Origin of the sequence: Agrococcus sp. DT81.2 (genome assembly GCF_049844935.1) — a bacterium.
In the GTDB taxonomy this organism is placed as follows: domain Bacteria; phylum Actinomycetota; class Actinomycetes; order Actinomycetales; family Microbacteriaceae; genus Agrococcus.
This window is the reverse complement of record NZ_JBNCLZ010000004.1, coordinates 148,299-171,077: the sequence shown is the minus strand read 5'-3', so window position 1 is coordinate 171,077 and position 22,779 is coordinate 148,299. Positions and strand designations below refer to the sequence as shown.

33 protein-coding genes are annotated in these 22,779 nt (G+C 72.2%); 30 read left to right on the top strand and 3 right to left on the bottom strand.

Annotation, left to right across the window (positions count from 1 at the left end):
* Positions 1 to 72 precede the first annotated feature (72 nt).
* Genes rpsH through map form a run of 9 tightly spaced genes read left to right on the top strand, consistent with a single transcriptional unit; the run spans position 73 to position 5,553 of the window.
* A complete protein-coding gene (rpsH, locus tag ACLQ21_RS09485) occupies positions 73 to 471 on the top strand; it encodes a 30S ribosomal protein S8 (protein WP_425663114.1) in 399 nt (132 codons plus the stop codon).
* A 6-nt stretch (positions 472 to 477) separates the two neighbouring features.
* Positions 478 to 1,014: a 50S ribosomal protein L6 gene (gene rplF, locus ACLQ21_RS09480; protein WP_425663112.1), complete on the top strand. Its 537-nt coding sequence runs from the start codon at positions 478 to 480 to the stop codon at positions 1,012 to 1,014.
* On the top strand, positions 1,014 to 1,385 hold the full coding sequence (gene rplR / locus ACLQ21_RS09475; protein ID WP_425663110.1) for a 50S ribosomal protein L18: 372 nt from the start codon (positions 1,014 to 1,016) through the stop codon (positions 1,383 to 1,385). Before rplF ends, rplR begins: the two co-directional genes overlap by 1 nt.
* Positions 1,382 to 2,107, top strand: a complete 726-nt coding sequence (gene rpsE / locus ACLQ21_RS09470; RefSeq protein ID WP_425663108.1) for a 30S ribosomal protein S5 — start codon at positions 1,382 to 1,384, stop codon at positions 2,105 to 2,107. The genes rplR and rpsE overlap by 4 nt, the downstream gene beginning before the upstream one ends.
* On the top strand, positions 2,104 to 2,292 hold the full coding sequence (gene rpmD / locus ACLQ21_RS09465; RefSeq protein ID WP_123697061.1) for a 50S ribosomal protein L30: 189 nt from the start codon (positions 2,104 to 2,106) through the stop codon (positions 2,290 to 2,292). The genes rpsE and rpmD overlap by 4 nt, the downstream gene beginning before the upstream one ends.
* Positions 2,285 to 2,749, top strand: a complete 465-nt coding sequence (rplO, locus tag ACLQ21_RS09460) for a 50S ribosomal protein L15 (RefSeq protein WP_425663106.1) — start codon at positions 2,285 to 2,287, stop codon at positions 2,747 to 2,749. Before rpmD ends, rplO begins: the two co-directional genes overlap by 8 nt.
* Positions 2,750 to 2,809: 60 nt before the next feature.
* A complete protein-coding gene (secY, locus tag ACLQ21_RS09455; protein ID WP_425663104.1) occupies positions 2,810 to 4,141 on the top strand; it encodes a preprotein translocase subunit SecY in 1,332 nt (443 codons plus the stop codon).
* A complete protein-coding gene (locus ACLQ21_RS09450) occupies positions 4,142 to 4,723 on the top strand; it encodes an adenylate kinase (protein ID WP_425663102.1) in 582 nt (193 codons plus the stop codon).
* The gene (gene map, locus ACLQ21_RS09445; protein ID WP_425663100.1) at positions 4,723 to 5,553 is read left to right on the top strand and encodes a type I methionyl aminopeptidase; all 831 of its coding nucleotides are present in this window, start codon (positions 4,723 to 4,725) and stop codon (positions 5,551 to 5,553) included. The genes ACLQ21_RS09450 and map overlap by 1 nt, the downstream gene beginning before the upstream one ends.
* A 2-nt stretch (positions 5,554 to 5,555) precedes the next feature.
* Here map and ACLQ21_RS09440 read toward each other — a convergent pair whose 3' ends face one another.
* Both ACLQ21_RS09440 and ACLQ21_RS09435 read right to left on the bottom strand, forming a co-directional pair.
* Entirely contained in the window at positions 5,556 to 5,978 is a 423-nt protein-coding gene (locus tag ACLQ21_RS09440) for an ImmA/IrrE family metallo-endopeptidase (RefSeq protein WP_425663099.1), read from the bottom strand.
* The gene (locus ACLQ21_RS09435; RefSeq protein WP_425663098.1) at positions 5,923 to 6,393 is read right to left on the bottom strand and encodes a helix-turn-helix domain-containing protein; all 471 of its coding nucleotides are present in this window, start codon (positions 6,391 to 6,393) and stop codon (positions 5,923 to 5,925) included. The genes ACLQ21_RS09440 and ACLQ21_RS09435 overlap by 56 nt, the downstream gene beginning before the upstream one ends.
* Positions 6,394 to 6,544: 151 nt before the next feature.
* On the opposite strand from ACLQ21_RS09435, the gene ACLQ21_RS09430 reads away from it, so the two are divergent.
* The 20 genes from ACLQ21_RS09430 to rplQ all read left to right on the top strand — a co-directional run bounded on the left by ACLQ21_RS09430 (position 6,545) and on the right by rplQ (position 20,019).
* A complete protein-coding gene (locus tag ACLQ21_RS09430) occupies positions 6,545 to 6,748 on the top strand; it encodes a helix-turn-helix domain-containing protein (protein ID WP_425663096.1) in 204 nt (67 codons plus the stop codon).
* Between the two features lie 74 nt (positions 6,749 to 6,822).
* A complete protein-coding gene (locus tag ACLQ21_RS09425) occupies positions 6,823 to 7,101 on the top strand; it encodes an uberolysin/carnocyclin family circular bacteriocin (protein WP_425663094.1) in 279 nt (92 codons plus the stop codon).
* A 1-nt stretch (position 7,102) separates the two neighbouring features.
* Complete coding sequence (locus tag ACLQ21_RS09420; RefSeq protein WP_425663093.1) at positions 7,103 to 7,708, top strand: stage II sporulation protein M; 606 nt, start codon at positions 7,103 to 7,105, stop codon at positions 7,706 to 7,708.
* A gap of 20 nt (positions 7,709 to 7,728) precedes the next feature.
* Entirely contained in the window at positions 7,729 to 8,286 is a 558-nt protein-coding gene (locus tag ACLQ21_RS09415; RefSeq protein WP_425663092.1) for a hypothetical protein, read from the top strand.
* Positions 8,283 to 8,696 (top strand): hypothetical protein, encoded by a 414-nt coding sequence (locus tag ACLQ21_RS09410; protein ID WP_425663091.1) that lies wholly within the window; start codon positions 8,283 to 8,285, stop codon positions 8,694 to 8,696. Before ACLQ21_RS09415 ends, ACLQ21_RS09410 begins: the two co-directional genes overlap by 4 nt.
* A gap of 46 nt (positions 8,697 to 8,742) precedes the next feature.
* On the top strand, positions 8,743 to 9,822 hold the full coding sequence (locus ACLQ21_RS09405) for a hypothetical protein (protein ID WP_425663090.1): 1,080 nt from the start codon (positions 8,743 to 8,745) through the stop codon (positions 9,820 to 9,822).
* Complete coding sequence (locus ACLQ21_RS09400) at positions 9,819 to 10,436, top strand: ABC transporter ATP-binding protein (RefSeq protein WP_425663089.1); 618 nt, start codon at positions 9,819 to 9,821, stop codon at positions 10,434 to 10,436. Before ACLQ21_RS09405 ends, ACLQ21_RS09400 begins: the two co-directional genes overlap by 4 nt.
* Positions 10,433 to 11,335, top strand: a complete 903-nt coding sequence (locus ACLQ21_RS09395) for an ABC transporter ATP-binding protein (protein ID WP_425663087.1) — start codon at positions 10,433 to 10,435, stop codon at positions 11,333 to 11,335. Before ACLQ21_RS09400 ends, ACLQ21_RS09395 begins: the two co-directional genes overlap by 4 nt.
* Positions 11,332 to 12,093 carry a hypothetical protein gene (locus ACLQ21_RS09390; RefSeq protein WP_425663086.1) on the top strand — a complete coding sequence of 254 codons (762 nt, stop codon included), beginning with the start codon at positions 11,332 to 11,334 and terminating at the stop codon, positions 12,091 to 12,093. Before ACLQ21_RS09395 ends, ACLQ21_RS09390 begins: the two co-directional genes overlap by 4 nt.
* A 111-nt stretch (positions 12,094 to 12,204) precedes the next feature.
* Positions 12,205 to 12,459, top strand: coding sequence for an HPr family phosphocarrier protein (locus ACLQ21_RS09385; protein WP_343918712.1), 255 nt, complete (start codon positions 12,205 to 12,207; stop codon positions 12,457 to 12,459).
* Between the two features lie 22 nt (positions 12,460 to 12,481).
* A complete protein-coding gene (locus ACLQ21_RS09380) occupies positions 12,482 to 14,053 on the top strand; it encodes a PTS mannitol transporter subunit IICB (protein WP_425663085.1) in 1,572 nt (523 codons plus the stop codon).
* A 59-nt stretch (positions 14,054 to 14,112) separates the two neighbouring features.
* Positions 14,113 to 14,544: a PTS sugar transporter subunit IIA gene (locus ACLQ21_RS09375; protein ID WP_425663084.1), complete on the top strand. Its 432-nt coding sequence runs from the start codon at positions 14,113 to 14,115 to the stop codon at positions 14,542 to 14,544.
* Entirely contained in the window at positions 14,544 to 15,662 is a 1,119-nt protein-coding gene (locus ACLQ21_RS09370) for a mannitol-1-phosphate 5-dehydrogenase (protein WP_425663083.1), read from the top strand. The genes ACLQ21_RS09375 and ACLQ21_RS09370 overlap by 1 nt, the downstream gene beginning before the upstream one ends.
* Positions 15,663 to 15,716: 54 nt before the next feature.
* Positions 15,717 to 16,610: a hypothetical protein gene (locus tag ACLQ21_RS09365; protein ID WP_425663081.1), complete on the top strand. Its 894-nt coding sequence runs from the start codon at positions 15,717 to 15,719 to the stop codon at positions 16,608 to 16,610.
* Positions 16,611 to 16,744: 134 nt separating this feature from the next.
* Entirely contained in the window at positions 16,745 to 16,966 is a 222-nt protein-coding gene (infA, locus tag ACLQ21_RS09360; protein ID WP_123697078.1) for a translation initiation factor IF-1, read from the top strand.
* A gap of 68 nt (positions 16,967 to 17,034) precedes the next feature.
* The gene (rpmJ, locus tag ACLQ21_RS09355; protein WP_004008316.1) at positions 17,035 to 17,148 is read left to right on the top strand and encodes a 50S ribosomal protein L36; all 114 of its coding nucleotides are present in this window, start codon (positions 17,035 to 17,037) and stop codon (positions 17,146 to 17,148) included.
* Positions 17,149 to 17,416: 268 nt separating this feature from the next.
* Positions 17,417 to 17,794 carry a 30S ribosomal protein S13 gene (gene rpsM, locus ACLQ21_RS09350; protein ID WP_425663078.1) on the top strand — a complete coding sequence of 126 codons (378 nt, stop codon included), beginning with the start codon at positions 17,417 to 17,419 and terminating at the stop codon, positions 17,792 to 17,794.
* Positions 17,795 to 17,818: 24 nt separating this feature from the next.
* Complete coding sequence (gene rpsK / locus ACLQ21_RS09345; protein WP_297344016.1) at positions 17,819 to 18,217, top strand: 30S ribosomal protein S11; 399 nt, start codon at positions 17,819 to 17,821, stop codon at positions 18,215 to 18,217.
* A gap of 98 nt (positions 18,218 to 18,315) precedes the next feature.
* Positions 18,316 to 19,305, top strand: coding sequence for a DNA-directed RNA polymerase subunit alpha (locus tag ACLQ21_RS09340; RefSeq protein WP_425663076.1), 990 nt, complete (start codon positions 18,316 to 18,318; stop codon positions 19,303 to 19,305).
* Positions 19,306 to 19,341: 36 nt separating this feature from the next.
* A complete protein-coding gene (rplQ, locus tag ACLQ21_RS09335) occupies positions 19,342 to 20,019 on the top strand; it encodes a 50S ribosomal protein L17 (RefSeq protein ID WP_425663074.1) in 678 nt (225 codons plus the stop codon).
* A 65-nt stretch (positions 20,020 to 20,084) separates the two neighbouring features.
* Here rplQ and ACLQ21_RS09330 read toward each other — a convergent pair whose 3' ends face one another.
* Positions 20,085 to 21,878, bottom strand: coding sequence for a glycoside hydrolase family 15 protein (locus tag ACLQ21_RS09330; protein WP_425663072.1), 1,794 nt, complete (start codon positions 21,876 to 21,878; stop codon positions 20,085 to 20,087).
* Positions 21,879 to 21,954: 76 nt separating this feature from the next.
* Here ACLQ21_RS09330 and truA point away from each other — a divergent pair, with 76 nt between their 5' ends.
* Positions 21,955 to 22,779: a tRNA pseudouridine(38-40) synthase TruA gene (truA, locus tag ACLQ21_RS09325; RefSeq protein ID WP_425663070.1), complete on the top strand. Its 825-nt coding sequence runs from the start codon at positions 21,955 to 21,957 to the stop codon at positions 22,777 to 22,779.

Below are 22,779 nucleotides of genomic sequence, written 5' to 3'. Positions count from 1 at the left end.
GCCGCCGGCGCCGAGCAGATTCAAGGTCGCTGTCCGTGGAACGGGCAGCGAAACCAGAACGGAGAACCACCCATGACGATGACCGACCCGGTCGCCGACATGCTGACGCGTCTGCGCAACGCCAACACGGCGATGCACGACGAGGTCACGCTGCCGTCGTCGAACCTCAAGGCCAACATCGCCGAGATCCTCGAGCGCGAGGGCTTCATCTCGGCCTGGAAGGTCGAGGATGCTCGCGTCGGCAAGACGCTGACCCTCAGCCTCAAGTACGGCGGGAACCGCGAGCGCGCGATCTCCGGCCTCAAGCGCGTGTCGAAGCCCGGTCTGCGCGTGTACGCACGCTCGACCGAGATCCCCCAGGTCCACGGCGGCCTCGGCGTCGCGATCCTGTCCACGAGCTCGGGACTCCTCACTGACCGTGAGGCCGAGCAGAAGGGCGTCGGCGGGGAAGTCCTCGCCTACGTGTGGTGAGCTGACATGTCACGAATCGGACGACTCCCCATCGACATCCCCGCTGGTGTCGAGATCACGGTGGACGACGCGGTCGTCACCGTCAAGGGCCCCAAGGGCGAGCTGCAGACCCCGATCGCGAAGCCGATCCAGGTCGAGGTCGCCGACGGCCAGATCCAGGTCACGCGACCGGACGACGAGCGCGAGTCGCGCTCGCTCCACGGCCTGACCCGCACCCTCATCGCCAACGACATCGTCGGCGTCACCGAGGGCTACTCGAAGTCCCTCGAGGTCGTCGGCACGGGCTACCGCGTCGCCGCCAAGGGCACGGGCGTCGAGTTCGCGCTCGGCTTCTCGCACCCGGTCAACGTCGAGCCGCCCGCCGGCATCACGTTCACGGTCGAGGGCAACAACAAGCTCACCGTCAGCGGCATCTCGAAGCAGGCCGTCGGCGAGGTGGCTGCGAACATCCGCAAGCTGCGCAAGCCCGAGCCCTACAAGGGCAAGGGCGTCCGCTACGCGGGCGAGCAGATCCGCCGCAAGGCTGGAAAGGCTGGTAAGTGATGGGCATCGGTACCCGAGGCAAGACCAAGTCGGCTGCCCGTGGTCGTCGCCACGCACGTCTCCGCAAGAAGGTCGTCGGCACCAGCTCGGTGCCGCGCCTGGTCGTCACCCGCTCGGCACGCCACGTGTTCGTGCAGGTCGTCGACGACTCGCAGGGCGTCACCGTCGCATCGGCGTCGACCATGGAGGCTGACCTCCGCGCGTTCGACGGCGACAAGACGGCGAAGGCCAAGCGCGTCGGCGAGCTCGTCGGCGAGCGCGCCAAGGCGGCAGGCGTCGAGTCTGTCGTGTTCGACCGGGGCGGCAACCGCTACGCCGGTCGCGTCGCGGCCATCGCCGATGGCGCACGAGAGGCAGGGCTGGGACTGTGAGCGAAGAGAACAAGGACACGCAGGTGACGGACACCACGCAGCAGGCTGCGACGGCCGCTCCGGCCGCCGAGGCCGGCCAGTCGTCGGACCACCGCGACGAGCCCCGCGAGCAGCGGCGCGGAAGCCGCGACCGCGGCACGCGCAACGAGCGCGGGCGTCGTGACGACCGCACGGAGAACCAGTTCCTCGAGCGCGTCGTGACGATCAACCGCGTCTCGAAGGTCGTCAAGGGCGGTCGCCGCTTCAGCTTCACGGCGCTCGTCGTCGTGGGCGACGGCGACGGCATGGTCGGCGTCGGCTACGGCAAGGCGCGCGAGGTCCCCACCGCGATCTCGAAGGGTGTCGAGGAGGCGAAGAAGAACTTCTTCCGCGTCCCCCGCATCGCGAAGACGATCCCGCACCCGACGCAGGGCGAGGCCGCAGCCGGCGTCGTGCTGCTGCGTCCCGCGGCCGCCGGTACCGGCGTCATCGCGGGCGGCCCCGTGCGCGCCGTCCTCGAGTGCGCGGGCATCCACGACGTGCTGAGCAAGTCGCTGGGCTCGTCGAACTCCATCAACATCGTCCACGCGACGGTGGCAGCCCTGCGCCAGCTCGAAGAGCCCCGTGCAGTCGCCGCCCGTCGCGGCCTCCCGATGGATCGCGTCGTCCCGGAGCGCCTGCTGCGCGCCGACGCCGAGAACATCAAGCACGAGGCCGAGATCGCGAAGGCGGCATCCAAGTGAGCAAGCTGAAGATCACGCAGATCAAGTCTGTGATCAGCGAGAAGCAGTACCAGCGCGAGACGCTGCGCTCGCTGGGCCTCAAGCGCATCGGCCAGTCGGTCGAGCGCGAGGACACCCAGCAGAACCGTGGCTACGTCAACACGGTGCGGCACCTCGTCAAGGTCGAGGAGATCGAGAATGACTGACAAGAACGAGTCGGCCGAGCTGCCGTCGCTCAAGGTGCACCACCTCCGGCCCGCGCCGGGTGCGAAGAAGGCGCGCACGCGCGTCGGTCGCGGTGAGGCGTCGAAGGGCAAGACGGCCGGCCGTGGCACCAAGGGCACCAAGGCCCGCTACTCCGTGCGTCCCGGCTTCGAGGGCGGCCAGCTGACGAGCGTCATGCGCGCTCCGAAGCTCCGCGGCTTCAAGAACCCGTTCCGCACTGAGTACCAGGTCGTCAACGTGGGCCAGCTCGGCGAGCTGTTCCCGAACGGCGGCGACGTCACCGTCGCCGACCTGGTCGCCAAGGGCGCCGTCCGCAAGAACGAGCTCGTCAAGGTGCTCGCCGGCGGCGAGCTCTCCGTCGCGCTGACGATCAGCGTCGACAAGGTCTCGGCTGCGGCAGAGCAGAAGATCGTGGCCGCTGGCGGCTCCGTCAAGTAAGTAGGCTGAGGGGCGGTCCGTGCGCGGGCCGCCCCGATTGCCATTCTCGGAAGGCTGCACGTGTTCAGTGCCATTGCACGCATCTTCAAGACGCGCGACCTGCGTCGGAAGATCCTCTTCACGCTCGCCATCGTGGCGGTGTTCCGGCTCGGGTCGTTCATCCCCGCGCCGTTCGTCGACTACGGCAACGTGCAGGCGTGCATCGCCGCGAACCAGACCGCGACAGGGCTCTACCAGCTGGTGAACCTGTTCTCCGGTGGCGCGCTGCTGCAGCTGAGCATCTTCGCGCTGGGGATCATGCCGTACATCACGGCCGCGATCATCGTGCAGCTGCTCCGCGTCGTCATCCCGCACTTCGAGACCCTCTACAAGGAGGGCCAGGCGGGCCAGGCGAAGCTCACGCAGTACACCCGGTACCTGACGATCGCGCTGGGCGTGCTCCAGTCGACGACGCTCATCACCGTCGCGCGCTCCGGCGCACTGTTCTCGTCCACCGGCGGCCCCTCGCTGCCGCAGTGCCAGAACCTGCTGACGAACGACTCCTGGTGGTCGATCGCGCTCATGATCATCACCATGACCGCAGGCACCGGCCTCATCATGTGGCTCGGCGAGCTCGTCACCGAGCGCGGCGTCGGCAACGGCATGTCGCTCCTCATCTTCACGTCGATCGCGGCCACCTTCCCGGGCGCGCTCGGCATCATCTTCGAGACGCAGGGCCCGAACACGTTCGCGATGGTGCTCCTCGTCGGCGTGCTGATCATGGGTCTCGTGGTCTTCGTCGAGCAGTCGCAACGCCGCATCCCGGTGCAGTACGCGAAGCGCATGGTCGGCAGGCGGATGTACGGCGGCCAGTCCACCTACATCCCGATCAAGGTCAACATGGCCGGCGTCGTGCCCGTCATCTTCGCCTCCTCGCTGCTGTACCTGCCCGCCCTCGTCGCGCAGTTCAACATGCCCGCCGACGGCACGACGCCGGCCGACTGGGTGCTGTGGGTGCAGGCGAACTTCACGACCGGCGACCACCCGCTCTACATGCTGGTGTTCTTCCTGCTGATCGTGGGCTTCACCTACTTCTACGTCGCCATCACGTTCAACCCCGAGGACGTCGCCGACAACATGAAGAAGTACGGCGGCTTCATCCCGGGCATCCGCGCCGGTCGCCCGACGGCCGAGTACCTCGACTACGTGCTCACGCGCATCACGTTCCCCGGCTCGATCTACCTGGGCCTCGTCGCGCTCATCCCGCTCATCGCGCTCGCGACGGTCGGAGCGAACCAGAACTTCCCGTTCGGTGGCGCATCCATCCTGATCATCGTCGGCGTCGGGCTCGAGACGGTCCGCCAGATCGACGCGCAGCTGCAGCAGCGCCACTACGAAGGGCTCATCCGCTAGATGCCGAACCTCCTCATCGTCGGCCCGCCCGGTGCGGGCAAGGGCACGCAGGCAGCACGGATCGCGGAGGCGCTCGGCGTCCCCGCCGTGTCGACCGGCGACATCTTCCGGCAGAACATCAAGGAGCAGACCGAGCTCGGCAAGCGGGTGACCGCGATCCTCGACGCCGGCGAGTACGTGCCCGACGAGCTCACGAACGAGCTCATCGACGATCGGCTCGCGCAGGCCGACGCCGAGGACGGCTACCTGCTCGACGGCTACCCGCGGACGGCCGGCCAGGTCGAGTTCCTCGACGGCGTGAACCTCCACCGCGGCGAGCAGCTCGACGCCGTCGTGCGCCTCGTCGCGGACACCGACGAGGTCGTCCGCCGCCTGCTGGCCCGAGCGGCGCAGCAGGGACGCAGCGACGACACCGAGGACGTCATCCGTCACCGCCTCGACGTGTACGAGCGCGAGACGGCGCCTCTCGTGGCGATCTTCGAGGAGCGCGACCTGGTGGTCGAGGTCGACGGCATCGGCCCGGTCGACGAGGTCACCGAGCGCATCCTCGCCGGGCTCGCCGAGCGCGGCATCTCCGCCTGATGCGCGGCCGCGGCCCGTACAAGTCGCGCCGAGAGCTCGCGGCCATGCGCGAGCCCGGTCGCATCACCGCGCTCGCGCTGCAGGCGGTCGAGGCCGAGATCCGCGCGGGCGTCACGACGCTCGCCCTCGACGCCACCGCCGAGCGCGTCATCCGCGAGCACGGGGCGGTGCCCAACTTCCAGCTCGAGCCGGGGTACGAGCACACGCTGTGCGTCAACGTCAACGACGTCGTCGTCCACGGCATCCCCGACGGCCGCGTGCTCGAGCCGGGCGACCTCGTGACGGTCGACTGCGGCGCGACGATCGGCGGCTTCCACGGCGATGCGGCGATCACCGTCGTCATCCCAGGAGGCGACCCCGAGATCACGGCGCGGCGCGAGCGCCTCAGCGAGGTGACGCGCGGCGCGCTCTGGGCCGGCATCGCGGCGCTCGCCGGCGCGAAGCAGCTCGGCGAGGTCGGTGCGGCGGTCGAGGACCACATCGAGGCGAACAGCGACTTCCGCATCGACGAGGACTACATCGGGCACGGCATCGGCGCGCGGATGCACGAGGACCCGCCGGTCTTCAACTACCGCACCCGGGTCGTCGGCCCCGCGGTGAAGCCCGGGCTGTGCGTCGCGATCGAGCCCATCATCCACGCGGGGAGCGCCGCGACGACGGTGGACGCCGACGGCTGGACCGTGCGCAGCGCCGACGGGTCCGACGCGTGCCAGTGGGAGCATTCCGTGGCCGTCCACTCCGGCGGCATCTGGGTGCTGACCGCCTTCGACGGCGGGGCTTCGGAGCTCGCGCCGCTCGGCGTCGTGCCCGTGCCGATCCCCGAGCGCTGACCTCAGGGGCCGTCCCGGCCGATGCCCCGCAGCGCGCGGTAGGCGTGCAGGATGTCGACCGTGACGCCCAGCTCCTCCGCGAGCTCGACGTCGTCGCGCGCCCACGTGCACGCTGCGCGCAGGGCGACGGGGTCGATCAGGAGGCGGGCTGCGAACCGCTCGGCGTCGCGCTCGGCGGCCGCCGAGGTGCCGACGTGCATCCGCAGGGCATGGCCGAGCTCGTGGGCGAGCACGCAGCGCTCCTCGACGGGCGTGAGCCCGGGCGCGAGCAGGATGCGCCGCCGCGGGTCGTCGTACGCCCCGAGCCAGCCGCTCGGGAGCCGGGCGGTGCGCACCTCGACCCCTGCTTCGCCGCAGAGGCCGAGCAGGTCACTCAGCGTGGGGCTCGTCCCGTCGAGCGACGCCGCGCCTCGCCGCAAGTCCATCCAGCTGCTCCTCGGGTCCGCCGTCGTGGATGGCGGTGACGGTAGCGGCGCCCGCTGACATGCCGCCGACGCGGACGTGCGCGGCGAGGGTCGCGATCGCGGCGTCGGCGGCGAGGTGGCGGCGGTCCACGGGGACGTTCGTGAGCAGCTCCGCCATCACCGCGACCCACAGCTCGACGTCGGGGTCCTGCGGCTCCGCGTCGGTCGCGAGCCCCAGGGCGGTGAGGAGCCTGCGCAGCACGTCCTCCTGCGGAGCCCCGGAGCCCCGCTCGATGTTGCTGACGGTCGTGCGGTCGACGTCGGCGAGCTCCGCGAGCGCCTTCTGGCTGAGCCCCCGCCGCAGCCGCGCCGGTCGCACGAGCGCGCCGTAGCGCGAGCGCTCGGACGCGGTCGCCCCGCGCAGGTGGATCGCCATCGTCGCTCCCTCCCGTTGCCGACAGCGTAGCCACCCGCGCGCGGCGGTTCGCCCCCACATCCCCACATCGCTCGGAGAACCGTGCCGGGTCCGCGGCATCGCTGTGGAGAACATCTTGCGAGCATGTCGAAGTTCAGGCATACTCTTCGACATGAAAGTCGAATCCCGCATCGGATCCTCGATCGCGGCGCTGCGGCATCATGCGCGGCTCACCGAGGCCGAGCTCGCCCGGCTCGCGGGCATGCCCGTGTCGACGGTGCTCGGCATCGAGCTCGGCACGATCGAGCCGCCCCCGGTGCTCGTCGGTCGACTGACGGCCGCCATCGCGAGCCGCCTGCGCGACGAGCTCGCGTGATGGAGCGGCGGGCCACGGACTCGTGCCGACCGGCATGGGCACCCGGCAAGCGGGTGCGACGAAGGAGGAAGCACATGCACAAGGAATCGCGCAGGGCACGGGTCGCGGTCTGGACCGCGTCGGTCGGCGTCAGCGTCGTCGGGATGGCCATCGCGGGCCTGTCGCTCGCCTGGCTGGTCGGCAGCTTCGGGCTGTCCGCGGCCGCGGCGTCGCAGATCGTCACCGCAGTCGAGATGGGCGGCGCGGCGCTGGCCGTCGTCTCGGCGGTCCTGGGCGGCGGCATCGCGGGCGCCGTCATCTCGACGATCGTCTGGTACCTCAAGCGCAAGCTGCGCAAGCTGGCGATCGCCTGACATGGGCGCGACCGACACGCTCGCCCCGAGGCCGCCCGCGCTGCGGTCGGCAGTGCTCCGGTCGGCAGGCGTGTCGGTCGTGCTCGCCGCGACGGCGCTCGGGCTCGTGACGGCGGTCGCGGCGGCGTCCGGGGGAGGGCTCGCCGAGCGCAACGCCGTCGCCCTCGCCGCCGGCGACCTCGACTCGAGCGTGCTCGCGGGCGACCGCGACGCCCCCGCCATCGCGCTCCGCAACCTGGGTGCCGTCGCGCTGCTCGCGGCCGGTGCGCCGCTGCTGGGCACGCTCACCCTGGTCGCGGTCCCCGTGATCGGCATCGGGCTCGGTCTCTCCGCGGCTGCCGTGGTCGCAGCGCTCGGGCCGCTCGAGGCGCTCCAGCGCGTCGCCCCCTACATCGCCTTCGAGCTCACCGGCGTCGTGCTGGCCGCGGCGGCGGGCATCCTGCCGACCGTGCACGCGCTCGCGGCGGCGGCGCGCCGCTCGGCCTCGCTCCCGAGCGCCTACGCGAGCGCGCTCCCGGCGAGCCTCGCGCTCACCCTCCTCGCGGCGCTGCTCATCCTCATCGCCGCGGGCATCGAAGCCGTCGTCATCGCCGCGCATCCGCACTGATGCGCATCGGAAGGAGCACCATGATCGACATCCATGACCCGAGCCGGCCGACGGACCGGCGATCCGCGGGCACATCGCCGAGCGCGTGGGCGCTCGTGCTCACCGTCGCGGTCGCGCTGCTGTGCCTGCGCATCCCGAGCTTCGTCGCGGTCGCGGCGACGGCGGTCGCGGAGCAGGCGGCCGCGCTCGGCGACGCGGACCTCTCGGCAGCGGCGGTCGCAGTCGGCGCGATCTCGGCCGTCGCCATCCACGTGCTGCTGCTCGGGCTCGGGGCGCTGCTCGCGACGCTGCTCGAGCGGGCGCTCGGCCCGGGCGCGATCGCGGCCCGCGCGCTCGGCGGCCGGTTCCGGGTGGGCGTCGGCGGACTGACCTTCGCCGCCATCGTGCTCGGCCTGCAGGTCGCGGCCCTCGCGCTGGGCGTCGCGGCGGTCGAGCGGTCGTGGCCGGTGTGGCTCGGCGCGGCGGTCGTCGCGCTCCTCGCACCGGCCGCCTTCCCGGTCGCCCGCGCGTCCGTGCGCGCCTACGCCAGGGCGCTGCTCGCGAGCTGCGGGACGGCGGTGCTGCTGTGCGCGGGATGACCGGGTCGTTCCGGCTCCCGCTGCTCGGCGTCCGAGTGTCGCTCGCTGCCGCCGGCGTGCGGATCCTGGCGGGCCTGTCGCTGCTCGCGGCCGCGGCGCTGATCGCGGTGCTCGTCGGTGCAGACCTGCCCGCCGGTCGAGCGCAGCTCGCGTCGCCGATCGCGCTCGCGCTGTCGGTGCTCGCGCTCATCGCAGCTGTGCCCTCGCTCATCGACGGGCGGCTGCGGTTCCCGCTCGCGGGAGTCGCGTCGCTGTGCCTCGGGCTCACGGCGGCGGTCGCGACCGGGCTCGGTGCGTCCCCCTTCGTCTCGGCGCTCGGCTGGCTCCTGGTGGTCGTCGCGGCCGCGACCGGCATCTACCACCTGCTCGGCGCGGGAGCGCCGCCGGACCGTGGCCGACCGCGCCGCTAGCACGGCCCGCATCGCGAGCACGGCCAGCGGTGCGAGGAGGGCCAGCGTGACGAGGACGGCCGGCGTCGCCGAGCTGGCGCGCACGGCCGAGGTGGTCGTCGCGGCGCTGCTGCCGCGACGCTGCGCCCTCCCGGCGCGCTCGGCGATCGCGCCGATCGCGGTCGCCGGGGTCGTCGTCGCCGCGTCGGTCCCGCTCGTCGTGGCCGTCGCGGTCGAGCTCGCCGCAGCGACATGGGGGAGTGCCGCGGTCGCGGTGCTCGTCACGGTCGTCGCGATGGCAGCGCCTGCCCTGCGCCTCACGCTCGCCTCGCCTCCGCGGCTCGCCTCCGGGATCGCGCGCTGCGCGGCCCTGCTGCGCGCCCTCGACCTGGGTGGCGCGACGCTCGCGCGGCACTGGACGATCGCAGCGACCGTGGGGTCCAGCGCGCCGACGGCAGGCCTGGCGGTCGGCGCGGCACTCGTGCTCGCCGGGCGCGGCGAGGCAGGCGCGGCGCTCGGCGTCGTCGGTGCCGCCGCGGTGGGGGTGGTCGGCGTCATGCTGCTCGCCGGCCGAGCCGGCCGCCGACTCGCTGCCGCGGCGAACGGGCCAACTCCGTGGGCGCTCGCCGCTCGGCGACTGGCGGCGGTGCTCGCGGTCGTGTGCGTGCTGCTCGTCGTGCCGCCGCACCTCGCTCCCGCGGGTGTCGCTGCCGGGGGTGTCGCGACGGCGGTCTGGGTCACGGGCGATGCGCTCGCCGTCGATGCGCGACCGTGGCTCCGGCTGCAGGTCGCGCTCATCGGCTGCGGCGCATCCGCCACGCGCACGATCGCTCGGGCCGCCGGCGCGGGCTTGGCGATCACGGCGGTCGTGGGCGGACTCATCGCCGTCGCGGCTGCCCGGCTCGCCGGCGCCGATGCGGGGCTGCGCATCGGCTGCGCCGCGGGCGGGGTGACGTTGGCGGCGCTCGCCGTGCTGGCGCTCGAGCCCGACGCGCGGGCCGCCCCGCAGCGCTGCCTGGCCTTCGCCGCCGCCCTCGCTCCCGGTGTGGCGGCGCTCATGGGCGGCGCCCCGGCGACCGCGATCGCCGCGATCGCCGCGGTCGTCGCGGCTGTCGGGCTCGTCGCACTGGGACGGAGGCTGCCGTGATCGGGATCGCGATCACCGGGGTGGGGGCTGTCCGTCGGGGGCGGCGCAGCATCACGATCCCGGACCTCGTCATCGAGGGGCCGGGCCTCGTGCACGTCCGCGGCGGCAACGGCTGCGGCAAGAGCACGCTCATCGAGCTGCTGGCGGGCGGCATCGCCCCCGCGAGAGGATCGGTGCGCGTGTGCGGCGAACCCGCGATGTCGAGGGCCGCTCGTCGCGCGCGACGCGTGTGCCGCACCGAGATCGCGCTGCTCGGGCACGTCACCCTCCGGCGGCACGCCGTGCTGTTCGCGCGAGCGGCCGGCCTGCCGGGAGCAGCTGCGATGGATGCGCTCGTCGACGAAGGACTCGGTGGTCGCCTCGACGACGCGGTCGATGCGCTCTCGACGGGGGAGGCCAGGCGCGCGTGGGTGCGGCTGACGACCGTCGGCCGGGCGCCCGTGCTGCTGCTCGACGAGCCGTTCCTGGGCGTCGACCCAGCAGCGTCGATCGCGCTGCGATCGCGCGTGACCGCGTGGGCGGCGGAGTCGCTCGTGATCGTGGTCGACCACGACGACCGAGCGTGGGAGCCGCCGGCGCTCGAGCTGGCGCTCGCCGCGCCGCCGGTGCCATGACGGCGGCGATCGAGGTGGTCGCGCTCCGCGCCGCCAACCGCGAGCGCACGGTGCTCGACGGCGTCTCGTTCGTCGCTCCGTGGCGAGCGGTGACGGGCTTCGTCGGTGTCAACGGCGCCGGGAAGACCACGACGCTGCGCCGCATCGTCGGCCTCGAGCGCGCCCCTCGTTGCCGGGGCGGCGTCGCCCGTGTCGCCGGTCTGCCCTACGCGGAGCTGGTCGAGCCGCTGGCCGTGATCGGCTACTGCCCGGACGTGCTCGGTGCCGCACCCGGGCAGACGGCGACGCAGCACTTGCGCGCGCTCGCCGCTCGCGTCGGCGTCGGCGACGCCGCGGTGCGACGCGCGCTCGCCGAGGTCGGGCTGGCGGGCGCGACGGGACGCATCCGCACCTTCTCGCTCGGCATGCGGAGGCGGCTCGCGATCGCCGGCGCGCTGCTCCCGGATCCGCGCGTGCTCGTGCTCGACGAGCCGTTCGACGGGCTCGACCCCGCGGGTCGGCGCTGGCTGCTCGAGCGCCTGCGCGCGCACGCCGACGACGGCGGCGCCGTGCTGCTGTCGGCGCACGCGCTCGACGAGATCGAGCCGCTGCTGGACCGCGTGGTGTGCCTGCACGCCGGCCGGGTGCGCTTCGAGGGTGCGACCGACGAGCTGCTCCGCTCGCACGCCGCGCCGGTCGTGCTCGTGCGCTCGGTCGACCAGCCGCGGCTCGCGGCGGCCCTGCGCGGCGCGGGCGCGGTCGTCCACGGTCGCGGGGGCGGGGCGCTCGCCGTCCGCGGGGTCGGAGCGATCGAGATCGCCCGCGTCGCGGCGCGCAGCGGCGTGCTCGTGACCGAGCTGACGCCGAGGCGGACGACGCTGAGCGCCGCGTTCGGCGCGGCGACCGGGGCGCTCGAGTGACCCGCCTCGCTCGGCTCGCGGCTGCAGAGCTCATCGCGCTGCGAGGTCGGCGCCTGTGGTGGGCGGTGGTCGTCGGCGGCGCCGGATCGTTCGCGGGCGGGTTCGCGATCGCGGCACTCGTGCTGCCGTTCGACGAGGCCTCGGCGGTCGAGTCGAGCATCGTGGTCGTGTCGCGCGGCTCGACCGCGGCCGTCGCCGTCGCGCTGCTCGCGAGCCTCGCGGTGGCCGGCCCCTATCGCGACGGCGCCTGGATGCACGCCGCCCTCGCGGCTCCGTCGCCGGGGATGCGAATGATCGCGGGCGCTGTGCCGGTCGTCGCGCTCAGCACCGGCGTCGCGGCGATCGCGGTCACCGCCGCAGCCGCGGGCGCGGCCGTCCTCGACCCGGACCCGCTCGCCGCGCTCCCGCTCGCCGCCGCGGGCCACCTCGCGGTCGTCGCCGTCTGGTCGGTGTGGATGCTGTGCCTCGCGCACGCGACCCGGTCGCCGCTCGCGACGCTCGCCGTCGGCGCGGGCCTCCCGCTCGCGGTGGAGCCCGCGATCGCCGGCGCGCTGGCGCTCTCCGCGATCCCCGGCGCGCGCTGGCTGCTGCCCGGCGCGACGCTCCGCTCGCTCGCCGAGCTCCCGATCGGCATTGGCGCGGTGGTCGAGGGGCCGTCGCTCGCGGACGCCCCGATGCTCGCCGCCGCCGCGCTCGGCTGGACCGCGCTCGCGATCCTCGCGGCGTGGGCGCGGGCGCACGGCGCACCGCCGCGCTGAGGCGAGCGGACCCGCGTCGGGGGAGCGCAGATCCGCCCGCCCACTGCCGGGTACCGGTGATAGCGTGACAGCCACCCCGGGCCGCCCCGGCCCTGACCGCGAAGGAGCATCATGGCCGAGCGCACCGTGACCGTCGAGTCCGCGCACGGGCTGCACGCCCGTCCCGCATCCCTGTTCGCGCAGGCGGCGGCCAAGGCCTCCAGTCCCGTGACCGTCGCCAAGGGCGACAAGCAGGTCAACGCGGCCAGCATCCTGTCCGTCATCTCCCTCGGCGTCTCGAAGGGCGACGAGGTCACCATCGCCTCCGACGACGAGGCGACGCTCGACGAGCTCGAGCAACTCCTCTCCACCGATCACGACGCGTAAGCCACGCACCCAGGAGTCGACGATGACCACGACCGCACCCACGCAGCAGGGAGGCGGCGCGCGCGTCGCCATCCAGAAGTTCGGCACCTTCCTGTCCGGCATGATCATGCCGAACATCCCCGCGCTCATCGCGTGGGGCATCCTCACGGCGCTCTTCATCGAGGTCGGCCCGTTCCCGAACGCGGACCTCGCCCAGATCGTCGGCCCGACGATCCACTACCTGCTGCCGATCCTCATCGCGGGCACCGGCGGCCGCATGGTCTACGAGACCCGAGGCGCCGTCGTCGGCGCGTTCGCGGTCATGGGCGCGATCGTCGGCTCCGACGTCCTCATCGACCGGGTCAACGCAGAGGGCGAGGGCGGCCTCGGCTACGTGCACATGTTCATCGGCGCGATGATCCTCGGCCCGCTGTCGGCCTGGGTCATGAAGCAGCTCGACAAGCTGTGGGACGGCAAGGTCAAGGCGGGCTTCGAGATGCTCGTCAACATGTTCTCGGCCGGCATCGTGGCCTTCCTCATGGCGCTGGTCGGCTTCTACCTCGTCGCCCCGGTCGTGAACTGGATCATGTCGGTCGTCGGCGGCGCCGTCGGCTGGCTCGTCGAGACGGGCCTGCTGCCGATCGCCTCGATCCTGATCGAGCCCGCGAAGGTCTTCTTCCTCAACAACGCGATCAACCACGGCGTGCTGACGCCGCTCGGCACGTCGGAGGTCGCGACCGAGGGCAGCTCGATCCTGTTCCTGCTCGAGGCGAACCCCGGTCCGGGCCTCGGCCTGCTGCTCGCGTTCTCCGTCTTCGGCGTCGGCGCAGCGCGTGCCACCGCCCCCGGTGCCGCGATCATCCAGTTCCTCGGCGGCATCCACGAGGTCTACTTCCCGTACGCCCTCATGAAGCCGACCCTCATCCTGGCGCTCGTCCTGGGCGGCGCATCGGGCGTCGCCACGAACATGCTGCTCGGCACCGGTCTCGCCGGGCCCGCGGCGCCCGGCAGCATCTTCGCGGTCGGCGCGCAAGCGGTGCTCGTCGGCGGCGGCAACCTCGTCGGCGTGCTGCTGTCGGTCGTGATCGCCGCGGCCGTGACGTTCGTGGTCGCCGCAGTGATCCTGCGGGCGAGCCGCAAGCGCGACCTCGCCCGAGAAGCCGAGAGCGGCAGCGACCTCGCCGACGCGGTGGCCAGGACGGAGGCCGCGAAGGGCCGCAGGTCCGAGCACCTCTCCAACCTCGCCGTCGCGGGCGGCGCGGCAGGCGTGGGTGGCGCGATGGCGTCGACCGACCCGGCCTCGCACGCGGGTGCGGCCGAGCCGATCCGCAGGATCGTGTTCGCCTGCGATGCGGGCATGGGCTCGAGCGCGATGGGCGCGAGCGTGCTGCGCAACAAGATCAAGAAGGCCGGCATCGACGGCGTCGAGGTCTCGAACATCGCGATCGCCAACCTCGACGGCTCCGAGGACCTCATCATCACGCACCAGGACCTCACCGCGCGCGCCCGCCAGCGCACGCCCGACGCCACGCACGTGTCGGTCGAGAACTTCATGAACAGCCCGAAGTACGACGATGTCGTGCGACTCGTCGACGAGTCCAACAGCCAGCACTGACCGCAGCCAGCACTGACCGCAGCCAGCACTGACCGCAGCCAGCACTGAGAAGGAGCCCCATGCCCGTCCTCACCCTCGAGCAGATCACCACGACTCCCACGGCGACCACGAAGGACGAGGCGATCCAGGAGGCGGCCGACATGCTCGTCGCCGCCGGCGCCGTCACGCCTGACTACGCCGATGCCATGCGGGCACGTGAGGCGAGCGTGTCGACGTACATGGGCAACCTGCTCGCCATCCCGCACGGCACGAACGAGTCGAAGGACGCGATCCTCGACTCCGCGCTGTCGGTCGCGCGCTACGACTCGCCGATCGACTGGGACGGGAACCCGGTGAAGTTCGTGGTCGGCATCGCCGGCAAGGACGGCGGGCACCTCGAGATCCTCTCGAAGATCGCGATCGTGTTCGCCGACGAGGACGAGGTCGCGAAGCTCGAGGCAGCACCCGACGCGCAGGCGATCCTGCAGCTGCTCGGCGACGTCAACGACTGATGCGCGCCGTCCACTTCGGCGCCGGCAACATCGGCCGCGGCTTCGTCGGGCTCATCCTGCATCGCGCGGGATTCGAGGTGACGTTCGTCGACGTCAACCCCGAGCTGATCGGCATGCTGCAGCGGGCGGATGCGTACCAGGTGCGCGAGGTGGGACCGGAGGCCACGATCCACACCGTGACGGGGTTCACCGGCATCGACTCGTCGTCGGATCCGGAGGCCGCGGCGCGAGCGGTGGCCGAGGCCGATGTCGTGACGTGCGCGGTCGGACCGACCGTGCTGCGCTTCATCGCGCCGGTGATCCGGGCGGGCCTCGCGCTGCGCGACGGCGAGCCGGTGACGGTGATGGCGTGCGAGAACGCGATCGGCGCGTCCGACACGCTGCGCGAGCTCGTGCTCGACGGCGCCCCGGAGGTCGCCGATCGGGCGGTCTTCGCCAACACGGCCGTCGACCGCATCATCCCGCCGCAGGACCCGCACGGGCTCGACGTCGTCGTGGAGGACTTCTTCGAGTGGTCGATCGATCGCACGCCCTTCGGGGGCAGGGAACCGGAGATCGCCGACGCGCACTTCGTCGACGACCTCGCCCCGTTCGTCGAGCGCAAGCTCTTCACCGTCAACACCGGGCACGCGACGACCGCCTACGCCGGCTGGGTCGCCGGCATCGAGACGATCGCGGAGGCGCTGCAGTCGCCCGAGATCCGGCGGGCGGTCGAGGCGTCGCTCGACGACACGTCGCGACTGCTCGTCGCGAAGTTCGGCTTCGACCCGGCAGAGCACGCCGCCTACGTCGCGCGCGCCATCGCGCGCTTCGAGAACCCGGCGCTGCCCGACACGTGCGAGCGCATCGGCCGCCAGCCGCTGCGCAAGCTCTCGCGGCACGAGCGATTCGTGCAGCCCGCGGTCGAGCTCGTCGAGCGGGGAGAGCGGCCGGATGCGCTCGTCGCGGCCTACGCGACGGCGCTGCGCTTCGACGCCGAGAGCGACGAGCAGGCGGTCGAGCTGCAGCGCATGCTCGTCGAGCTGGAGCCCGCGGCGTTCGTCGCGGAGGTGAGCGGCGTCGAGGATGGGCCGCTGCAGGCGGAGCTCGTGGCGGCGGTCCGCGCGGCTCGCGGCTGAGCGGCCTCGCACCTCGATGCGGCAGGATCGGGGCATGGGGATGGAGCACCGGCCGTGCTGACGCGCGGCTCCCGCCGCAAGGGCCGTTCGAGCGCGAACCCGCGGCAGCGGCTGCTGCACGGGTGGGACTGGGCTGACCCGCGCATCGAGCTCGAGGAACTCGCGCCCGCCAGCCGGGTCCTGGTCACCGCCGGGGCAGGCGAGGTGATCGCGACGCTCGCGGACGCCGGCCACCACGTCACCGCCATCGGGGCCAACCGCGAGCAGCTCGACTACGCCCGCCGGCGTGCGGCGGGCGGGCCCTTCGAGCCGGGCGCGGCGGAGCGCCTGTTCGAGCTCGGCCGAGGCATGGTGCGCGCGGCGAGCCCCGCGTGGAGCCGTCGCCGCGTGCGGCAGTTCCTGCAGGAGGACGATCCGATGCGGGCGACCGCCGTGTGGAAGGAGCAGCTCGACAACCGGACGCTCGCGTCGATCCTGCGCACGATGCTCGGACCGGCCGGCATGCTCTCGGCGCTCGTCCTGCGCGACTTCTCGACACCCATCCCGCCCCACTTCGACGAGGCGATCCGGGGACGCATCGCTCGCGCGCTGCGCAAGCACGCGCCGGCGGGCAACCCGTATGCGTGGCGCCTGCTGCTGGGGGAGGACCTGCCGGGACACCGGCTGCCGCGGGTCGACACGGCGTCGATCGCCTGGATCGACGCGCCGCTGCTCGACCACCTCGAGCGCGCCGACCCCGGCACGTACGACGCGATCTCGCTGTCGAACGTCGTGGACGGGGCGGACGAGCGATGGGTCCGCGACCTGCGCAAGGCGGCGATCCGCGCGGTGGCACCCGGTGGCCCGATCATCGCCCGCTCGTTCGCGACCACGATGGACGACGATGCGGCGAAGCGGGCGCGTCGGGACCGCGCGATGCTGTGGGGATCGATCGTGGTGATCCGGTGAAGCGGCCGGCGCCGGTGCGCGACACGCCCGGCTTGCACAACGATGCCGCTCCCGCGTAGAGTTGACCGTTGGTGTCGTGCGCGCTCTGTGCGCGGCACTCGCATGACCGGCAACCAAACGTTACAGAAGAGGCTATGGCCAAGAAAGACGGCGTCATCGAGATCGAAGGCTCGGTGATCGAGGCGCTCCCCAACGCGATGTTCCGCGTCGAGCTCTCGAACGGGCACGTGGTGCTCGCACACATCTCCGGCAAGATGCGGCAGAACTACATCCGCATCCTCCAGGAAGACCGAGTGATCGTGGAGCTGAGCCCCTACGACCTCAGCCGCGGCCGCATCGTCTACCGCTACAAGTAACCACTGGCTGCTGGACAAGGAACGGCTCGCGCACTCGCGCGAGCACGAGGCCAGCGAGGAAAGCACACATGAAGGTCAACCCCAGCGTCAAGCCCATCTGCGACAAGTGCAAGGTCATCCGCCGGCACGGTCGCGTGATGGTGATCTGCGAGAACCCCCGCCACAAGCAGCGGCAGGGCTGATGCCGCAGCGCTCAATGCGACGGAGTCGCGTTGAGCGCGGAGGCATCAGGATCGAGTAGCACGCGCCGAAGGCGCGCGCGTATCGAGATCTCGCCGTCCCAGACGGAGCAGACACAACTCAATACGAACCTCCTGGTCTCGATAGCTCGAGCACCGGGAGGGGAACCCCAGCAGCGGTAAGAGCTCTCATGCGAGAGCGACACCTTGGGGAGAGGCCCAGGCACCTCCGCTGCTCCATACCTCTCAACACTCCTGAAGGAGACACACGATGGCACGCATCGCAGGTGTCGACATCCCGCGCGAGAAGCGCGTGGAGATCGCACTGACGTACATCTTCGGCGTCGGCCGCACCCGGTCGATCGCAACGCTCGAGGCCACCGGCATCGATCGCAACACTCGCGTCAAGGACCTGTCGGACGACCAGCTCGTCCTGCTCCGCGACCACATCGAGGGCACGTTCAAGGTGGAGGGCGACCTCCGTCGCGAGGTCGCGTCAGACATCCGCCGCAAGGTCGAGATCGGCTCGTACGAGGGCATCCGCCACCGTCGCGGCCTCCCCGTCCGCGGGCAGCGCACCAAGACGAACGCGCGCACTCGCAAGGGCAAGAAGCAGACGGTCGCCGGCAAGAAGAAGGCCGGCCGCTAGGCCGCGGGGAAGAGGTAGAGAACAATGGCAGCTCCCAAGTCCGCGGTCCGCAAGCCGCGTCGCAAGGACAAGAAGAACGTCGCCGTGGGCCAGGCCCACATCAAGTCGACGTTCAACAACACGATCGTCTCGATCACCGACATCACGGGCGCCGTGCTCACGCAGGCGTCGGGCGGTGCGGTCGGCATGAAGGGCTCGCGCAAGTCGACGCCGTACGCCGCTCAGCTCGCTGCTGAGTCGGCTGCGCGTCAGGCGCAGGACCACGGCATGAAGAAGGTCGACGTCTTCGTCAAGGGCGCAGGCTCTGGCCGCGAGACGGCGATCCGCTCCCTCCAGGCCGCTGGCCTCGAGATCGGCGCGATCCACGACGTGACGCCGCAGGCGCACAACGGCGTTCGCCCGCCGAAGCCGCGCCGCAACTAGTCGCTCCTGCCGGGCAGGCGGTCCACGCCTGCCCGGCATTCCGCCGTCACTGAACACGCGAGTCATATAGCGGACTCGCGACCGAAAGGAACCGACACGTGCTGATCGCCCAGCGCCCCACTGTCACCGAGGAGATCATCGCAGAGCACCGCTCGCGATTCACGATCGAGCCGCTCGAGCCGGGCTTCGGCTACACCCTCGGCAACTCCCTCCGCCGCACCCTGCTGTCGTCGATCCCGGGCGCCGCCGTCACGAGCATCCGCCTCGATGGCGTGCTGCACGAGTTCTCGACGATCTCCGGTGTCAAGGAGGACGTCACCGAGATGATCCTCAACATCAAGCAGCTCGTCGTCTCGTCCGAGCACGACGAGCCCGTCGTCGCCTACCTCTCGCGCCAGGGCGCGGGCACGGTGACGGCCGCCGACATCACGGCTCCCGCCGGTGTCGAGATCCACAACCCCGAGCTGGTGCTCGCGACGCTGAACGACTCGGCGAAGCTGCAGCTCGAGCTCACGATCGAGCGTGGCCGCGGCTACGTCTCGGCTGCGCAGAACCGCGACGAGTTCGCCGAGGCCGGGGTCATCCCGATCGACTCGATCTACTCGCCCGTGCTCAAGGTCACCTACCGCGTCGAGGCGACGCGTGCCGGTGAGCGCACCGACTTCGACTCGCTGGTCGTCGACGTCGAGGCGAAGCCGGCCATCACGCCGCGCGACGCCATCGCATCCGCCGGCCGCACGCTCGTCGAGCTGTTCGGCCTGACGCGCGACCTGAACGCCGAGGCCGAGGGCATCGAGATCGGCCAGGCGCCCGCCGAGGCCATCGGCTCTGGCGAGCTCGCCACGCCGATCGAGGAGCTCGACCTCTCGGTCCGCTCGTACAACTGCCTCAAGCGCGAGGGCATCAACACGGTGTCCGAGCTCGTGGCGCTGAGCGAGACGCAGCTCATGAACATCCGCAACTTCGGCCAGAAGTCGGTCGACGAGGTGAAGGACAAGCTCACCGAGCTCGGCCTCTCGCTCAAGGATGCGGTGCCCGGCTTCGACGGCGCGCACTTCTACAGCGGTTACGACGAGGACGCTCGCTGAACGCGGGCCGACTGAAGAACTAGAGGGATACGAACCATGCCCAAGCCCACCAAGGGTCCCCGCCTCGGAGGCGGTCCGGCGCACGAGCGCCTGCTGCTCGCGAACCTCGCGGCCGCGCTGTTCACGCACAAGTCGATCAAGACGACCGAGACGAAGGCCAAGCGCCTGCGTCCGATCGCTGAGCGCCTCATCACGTTCGCCAAGCGCGGCGACCTGCACGCGCGTCGTCGCGTGCTCGGCGTGATCGGCGACAAGGGCGTCGTGCACGAGCTGTTCACGGAGATCGCGCCGCTCGTCGCGGAGCGCGAGGGCGGCTACACCCGCATCACGAAGCTCGGCTTCCGCAAGGGCGACAACGCCCCCATGGCGCAGATCGAGCTCGTGCTCGAGCCGGTGCAGAAGAAGGCCTCGAAGTCGAAGGCCTCCGCTGCCGCGACGTCGGCCGCCGCCGACCAGCAGGCCGAGGAGGCCAAGCGGACCGCGGAGCAGGTCGCCGAGGCAGCCGACGAGACGCCCGAGGTCGAGGGCGTCGAGGCGCCGGTCATCGCCGGTGCTGACGGCACGGACGCTGACGGCACCGAGGCGCAGCAGGCCGACCTGCAGGCGGACCAGTCCGCCGCGGAGGCCTCGAACGCCGCGACGGTCAACACGCAGGACGACGGCGAGATCGCCGCGACCCGGACCGAGCAGCAGCAGGGCCGCGACAACCTGTAGTCGCGAGCACGCATGCGCGAAGGGGCCCCGCACCAGCGGGGCCCCTTCCTGCATGCGCGGCGGACTCAGACGCTCGTGCGCTCCGCCCTCGCGATCTCGGTCGCAGCGAGCACGAGCCCGAGGTGCGAGAACGCCTGCGGGAAGTTGCCCCAGTGGTGGCCCGTCGTCGGATCGATCTCCTCGGCGAGGAGTCCCACGTCGTTGCGCAGCGCGACGAGTCGATCCATGAGGGCTCGGGCGTCGTCGAGCCGGCCGCACTGGGCGTAGGCGATGACGAGCCAGAAGGCGCACAGCACGAACGGATGCTCGTCGCCCGTCAGCCCGTCGAGGCCCGTCGTGCGGTACCGCAGCGGCAGCCCGTCGACGAGCAGCTCCTGCTCGATCCGGGCGACGGTGCCGAGGAAGCGCGGATCGCTGGCGTCGACGATGCCGATGGTCGGCAGCTGCAGCAGCGACGCGTCCACGTCGCTCGTGCCGTAGTGCTGACGGAACGAGCCGGTCGAGGCATCGAAGCCGTGCGTGAGCACCTCGTCGCGCAGCGCATCCCGCAGCTCGATCCAGCGGGTCGGGTCTCCCTCGCAGCCCTCCTCGATCGCGCGCACGCCGCAGTCGAACGCCGCCCACATCATGGCGCGCGAGTGCGTGAACCGCTGCGGCTCGCCGCGCATCTCCCAGAGCCCGTGATCCGGCTGCTCCCAGTGCGTCGCGAGCTCGTCGAGCAGCGCCCGCTGCAGATGCCAGGCGTCGAGGGTGTCCGCGCGCCCGATCGCGCGCAGCCGCTCGAGCGTGAGCATCACCTGGCCGAGAACGTCGTGCTGGCGCTGCCCAGCCGCGCCGTTGCCGATGCGCACAGGGCTCGCGCCGCCGTAGCCGGGCAGGTGGCGCAGCTCGCGCTCCAGCAGGTCGCGGCCACCGTCGCGGCGGTACATGATGCGCATGTCGGACGGGTCGCCGGCGATCGCGCGCAGGAGCCAGTCGCGCCACAGGTCGACCTTCTCGTCGAGCCGCACGGCGAGCATCGCGTCGACGGTGAGGGATGCGTCGCGCAGCCACGTGAACCGGTAGTCCCAGTTGCGCTCCCCGCCCGGCGTCTCCGGCAGCGACGTCGTCGGCGCGGCGAGGATGCCGCCGGTCGCGTCATCGGTGAGGGAGCGGAGCACGAGCACGCTCGTCTGCACCGCCTCGAGGTAGGGACCCTCGTAGTCGAGCGCCTCGAGCCACTCGGACGACTCGGCGATCGTCGTGCGCACGACCTCGAGCTCGCCGACCGGCTCCGCGATCGGCAGCCACGAGTGCTGCCAGCACAGGTCGAGCTCGAACCGCTCGCCCTCGCGCACCTCGAACGTCGCGTGGTGCCGGTGCGGGTGCGTGTGCGACCGCGGCAGCGGCGCCCCCCGCAGCACGAGCCGGTCGGGGCCCGCGATCGCGACGAGCACCTCCTCGCCGTGCTCGCGCATCCGCCGGAACCACGGCGGCACGCGGCCGTAGTCGAACCGCACCACGAGCTCCTGCTCGAGCTCGACGGTGCCGGAGACGCCCTCGATGATGCGCACGACGTCGGCGCGGTCGTCGCCCGTCGGCATCGCGTCGGTCACGCGCACCGTGCCGGTCGCCGTCTCGTGCGTCGTCTCGAGCACGAGGCTGCCCGGCAGGTACCGCCGCGTGGTGGATGCCTCGCCGGTCGGGCCGATGCGCCAGTGCCCGTGCTCGCGGTCGCCGAGGAGGGCGGCGAAGCACGCGTGCGAGTCGAAGTGCGGCAGGCACAGCCAGTCGATCGAGCCGTCGCGACCGACGAGCGCGGCGGTGGAGCGGTCGCCGATCACGGCGTAGTCCTCGATGGGCTGTGGGTGCGTGGGCATGCGGCGAGGCTAGCGAGCCGACCTCGACGTGGCGTCAACGGCGGGCGCCGGGATGCCGCATGCATAGGGTTGCTGCATGCCGCGCATCCGCCTCGACCTCGCGTACGACGGCGGCGGCTTCGCCGGCTGGGCGGCGCAGCCCGGGCAGCGCACGTGCCAGGGAGAGCTCGAGCGGGCACTCTCGACGATCGCTCGCGAGCCGGTGCGCGTGACGGTCGCGGGCCGCACGGATGCGGGCGTGCACGCGAGCGGGCAGGTCTCGCACGCCGATGTGCCGGACGCGCTCGCGGGGCTCGTCGCCGACCGCGGACCGCAGCTCGCACACCGGCTCTCCCGCCTCGCCGCCCCCGAGGGCGACCTCGTCGTGCGTGCGGCGGCGGTCGCGCCGCCCGGCTTCGATGCGCGGTTCTCGGCGGTCTCGCGCTCGTACCGGTACCGGATCGTGACCGGGCCGGCGGATCCGCTCGAGCGGCGCACCGCCGCGCACGTGCCGCAGCCGCTCGATGTCGACGCGATGCGCCGCTCCGCCGAGGCGCTCGTGGGGCTGCGCGACTTCGCCGCCTTCTGCAAGCCGCGGGAGGGCGCCACCACGATCCGCGAGCTGCGCTCCTTCTCGTGGGCGCAGGAAGGCCAGCTGCTGACGGCGTCGCTCACCGCCGACGCGTTCTGCCACTCCATGGTGCGGGCGCTGGTCGCCGCGTGCGTGCGGGTGGGGGAGGGCAGGCTCGGGCTCGCCCGCGCGGCTGCCCTGCTCGACGAGCGCCGGCGCTCGCCGCTCACGGGGCTCATGCCCGCCCGCGGGCTCACGCTCGTCGAGGTCGGCTATCCGCCCGACGACGAGCTCGCGGAGCAGGCGGAGCGGACGAGGGCGCGCCGCTCCGCCGACGACCTCGAGGACTGA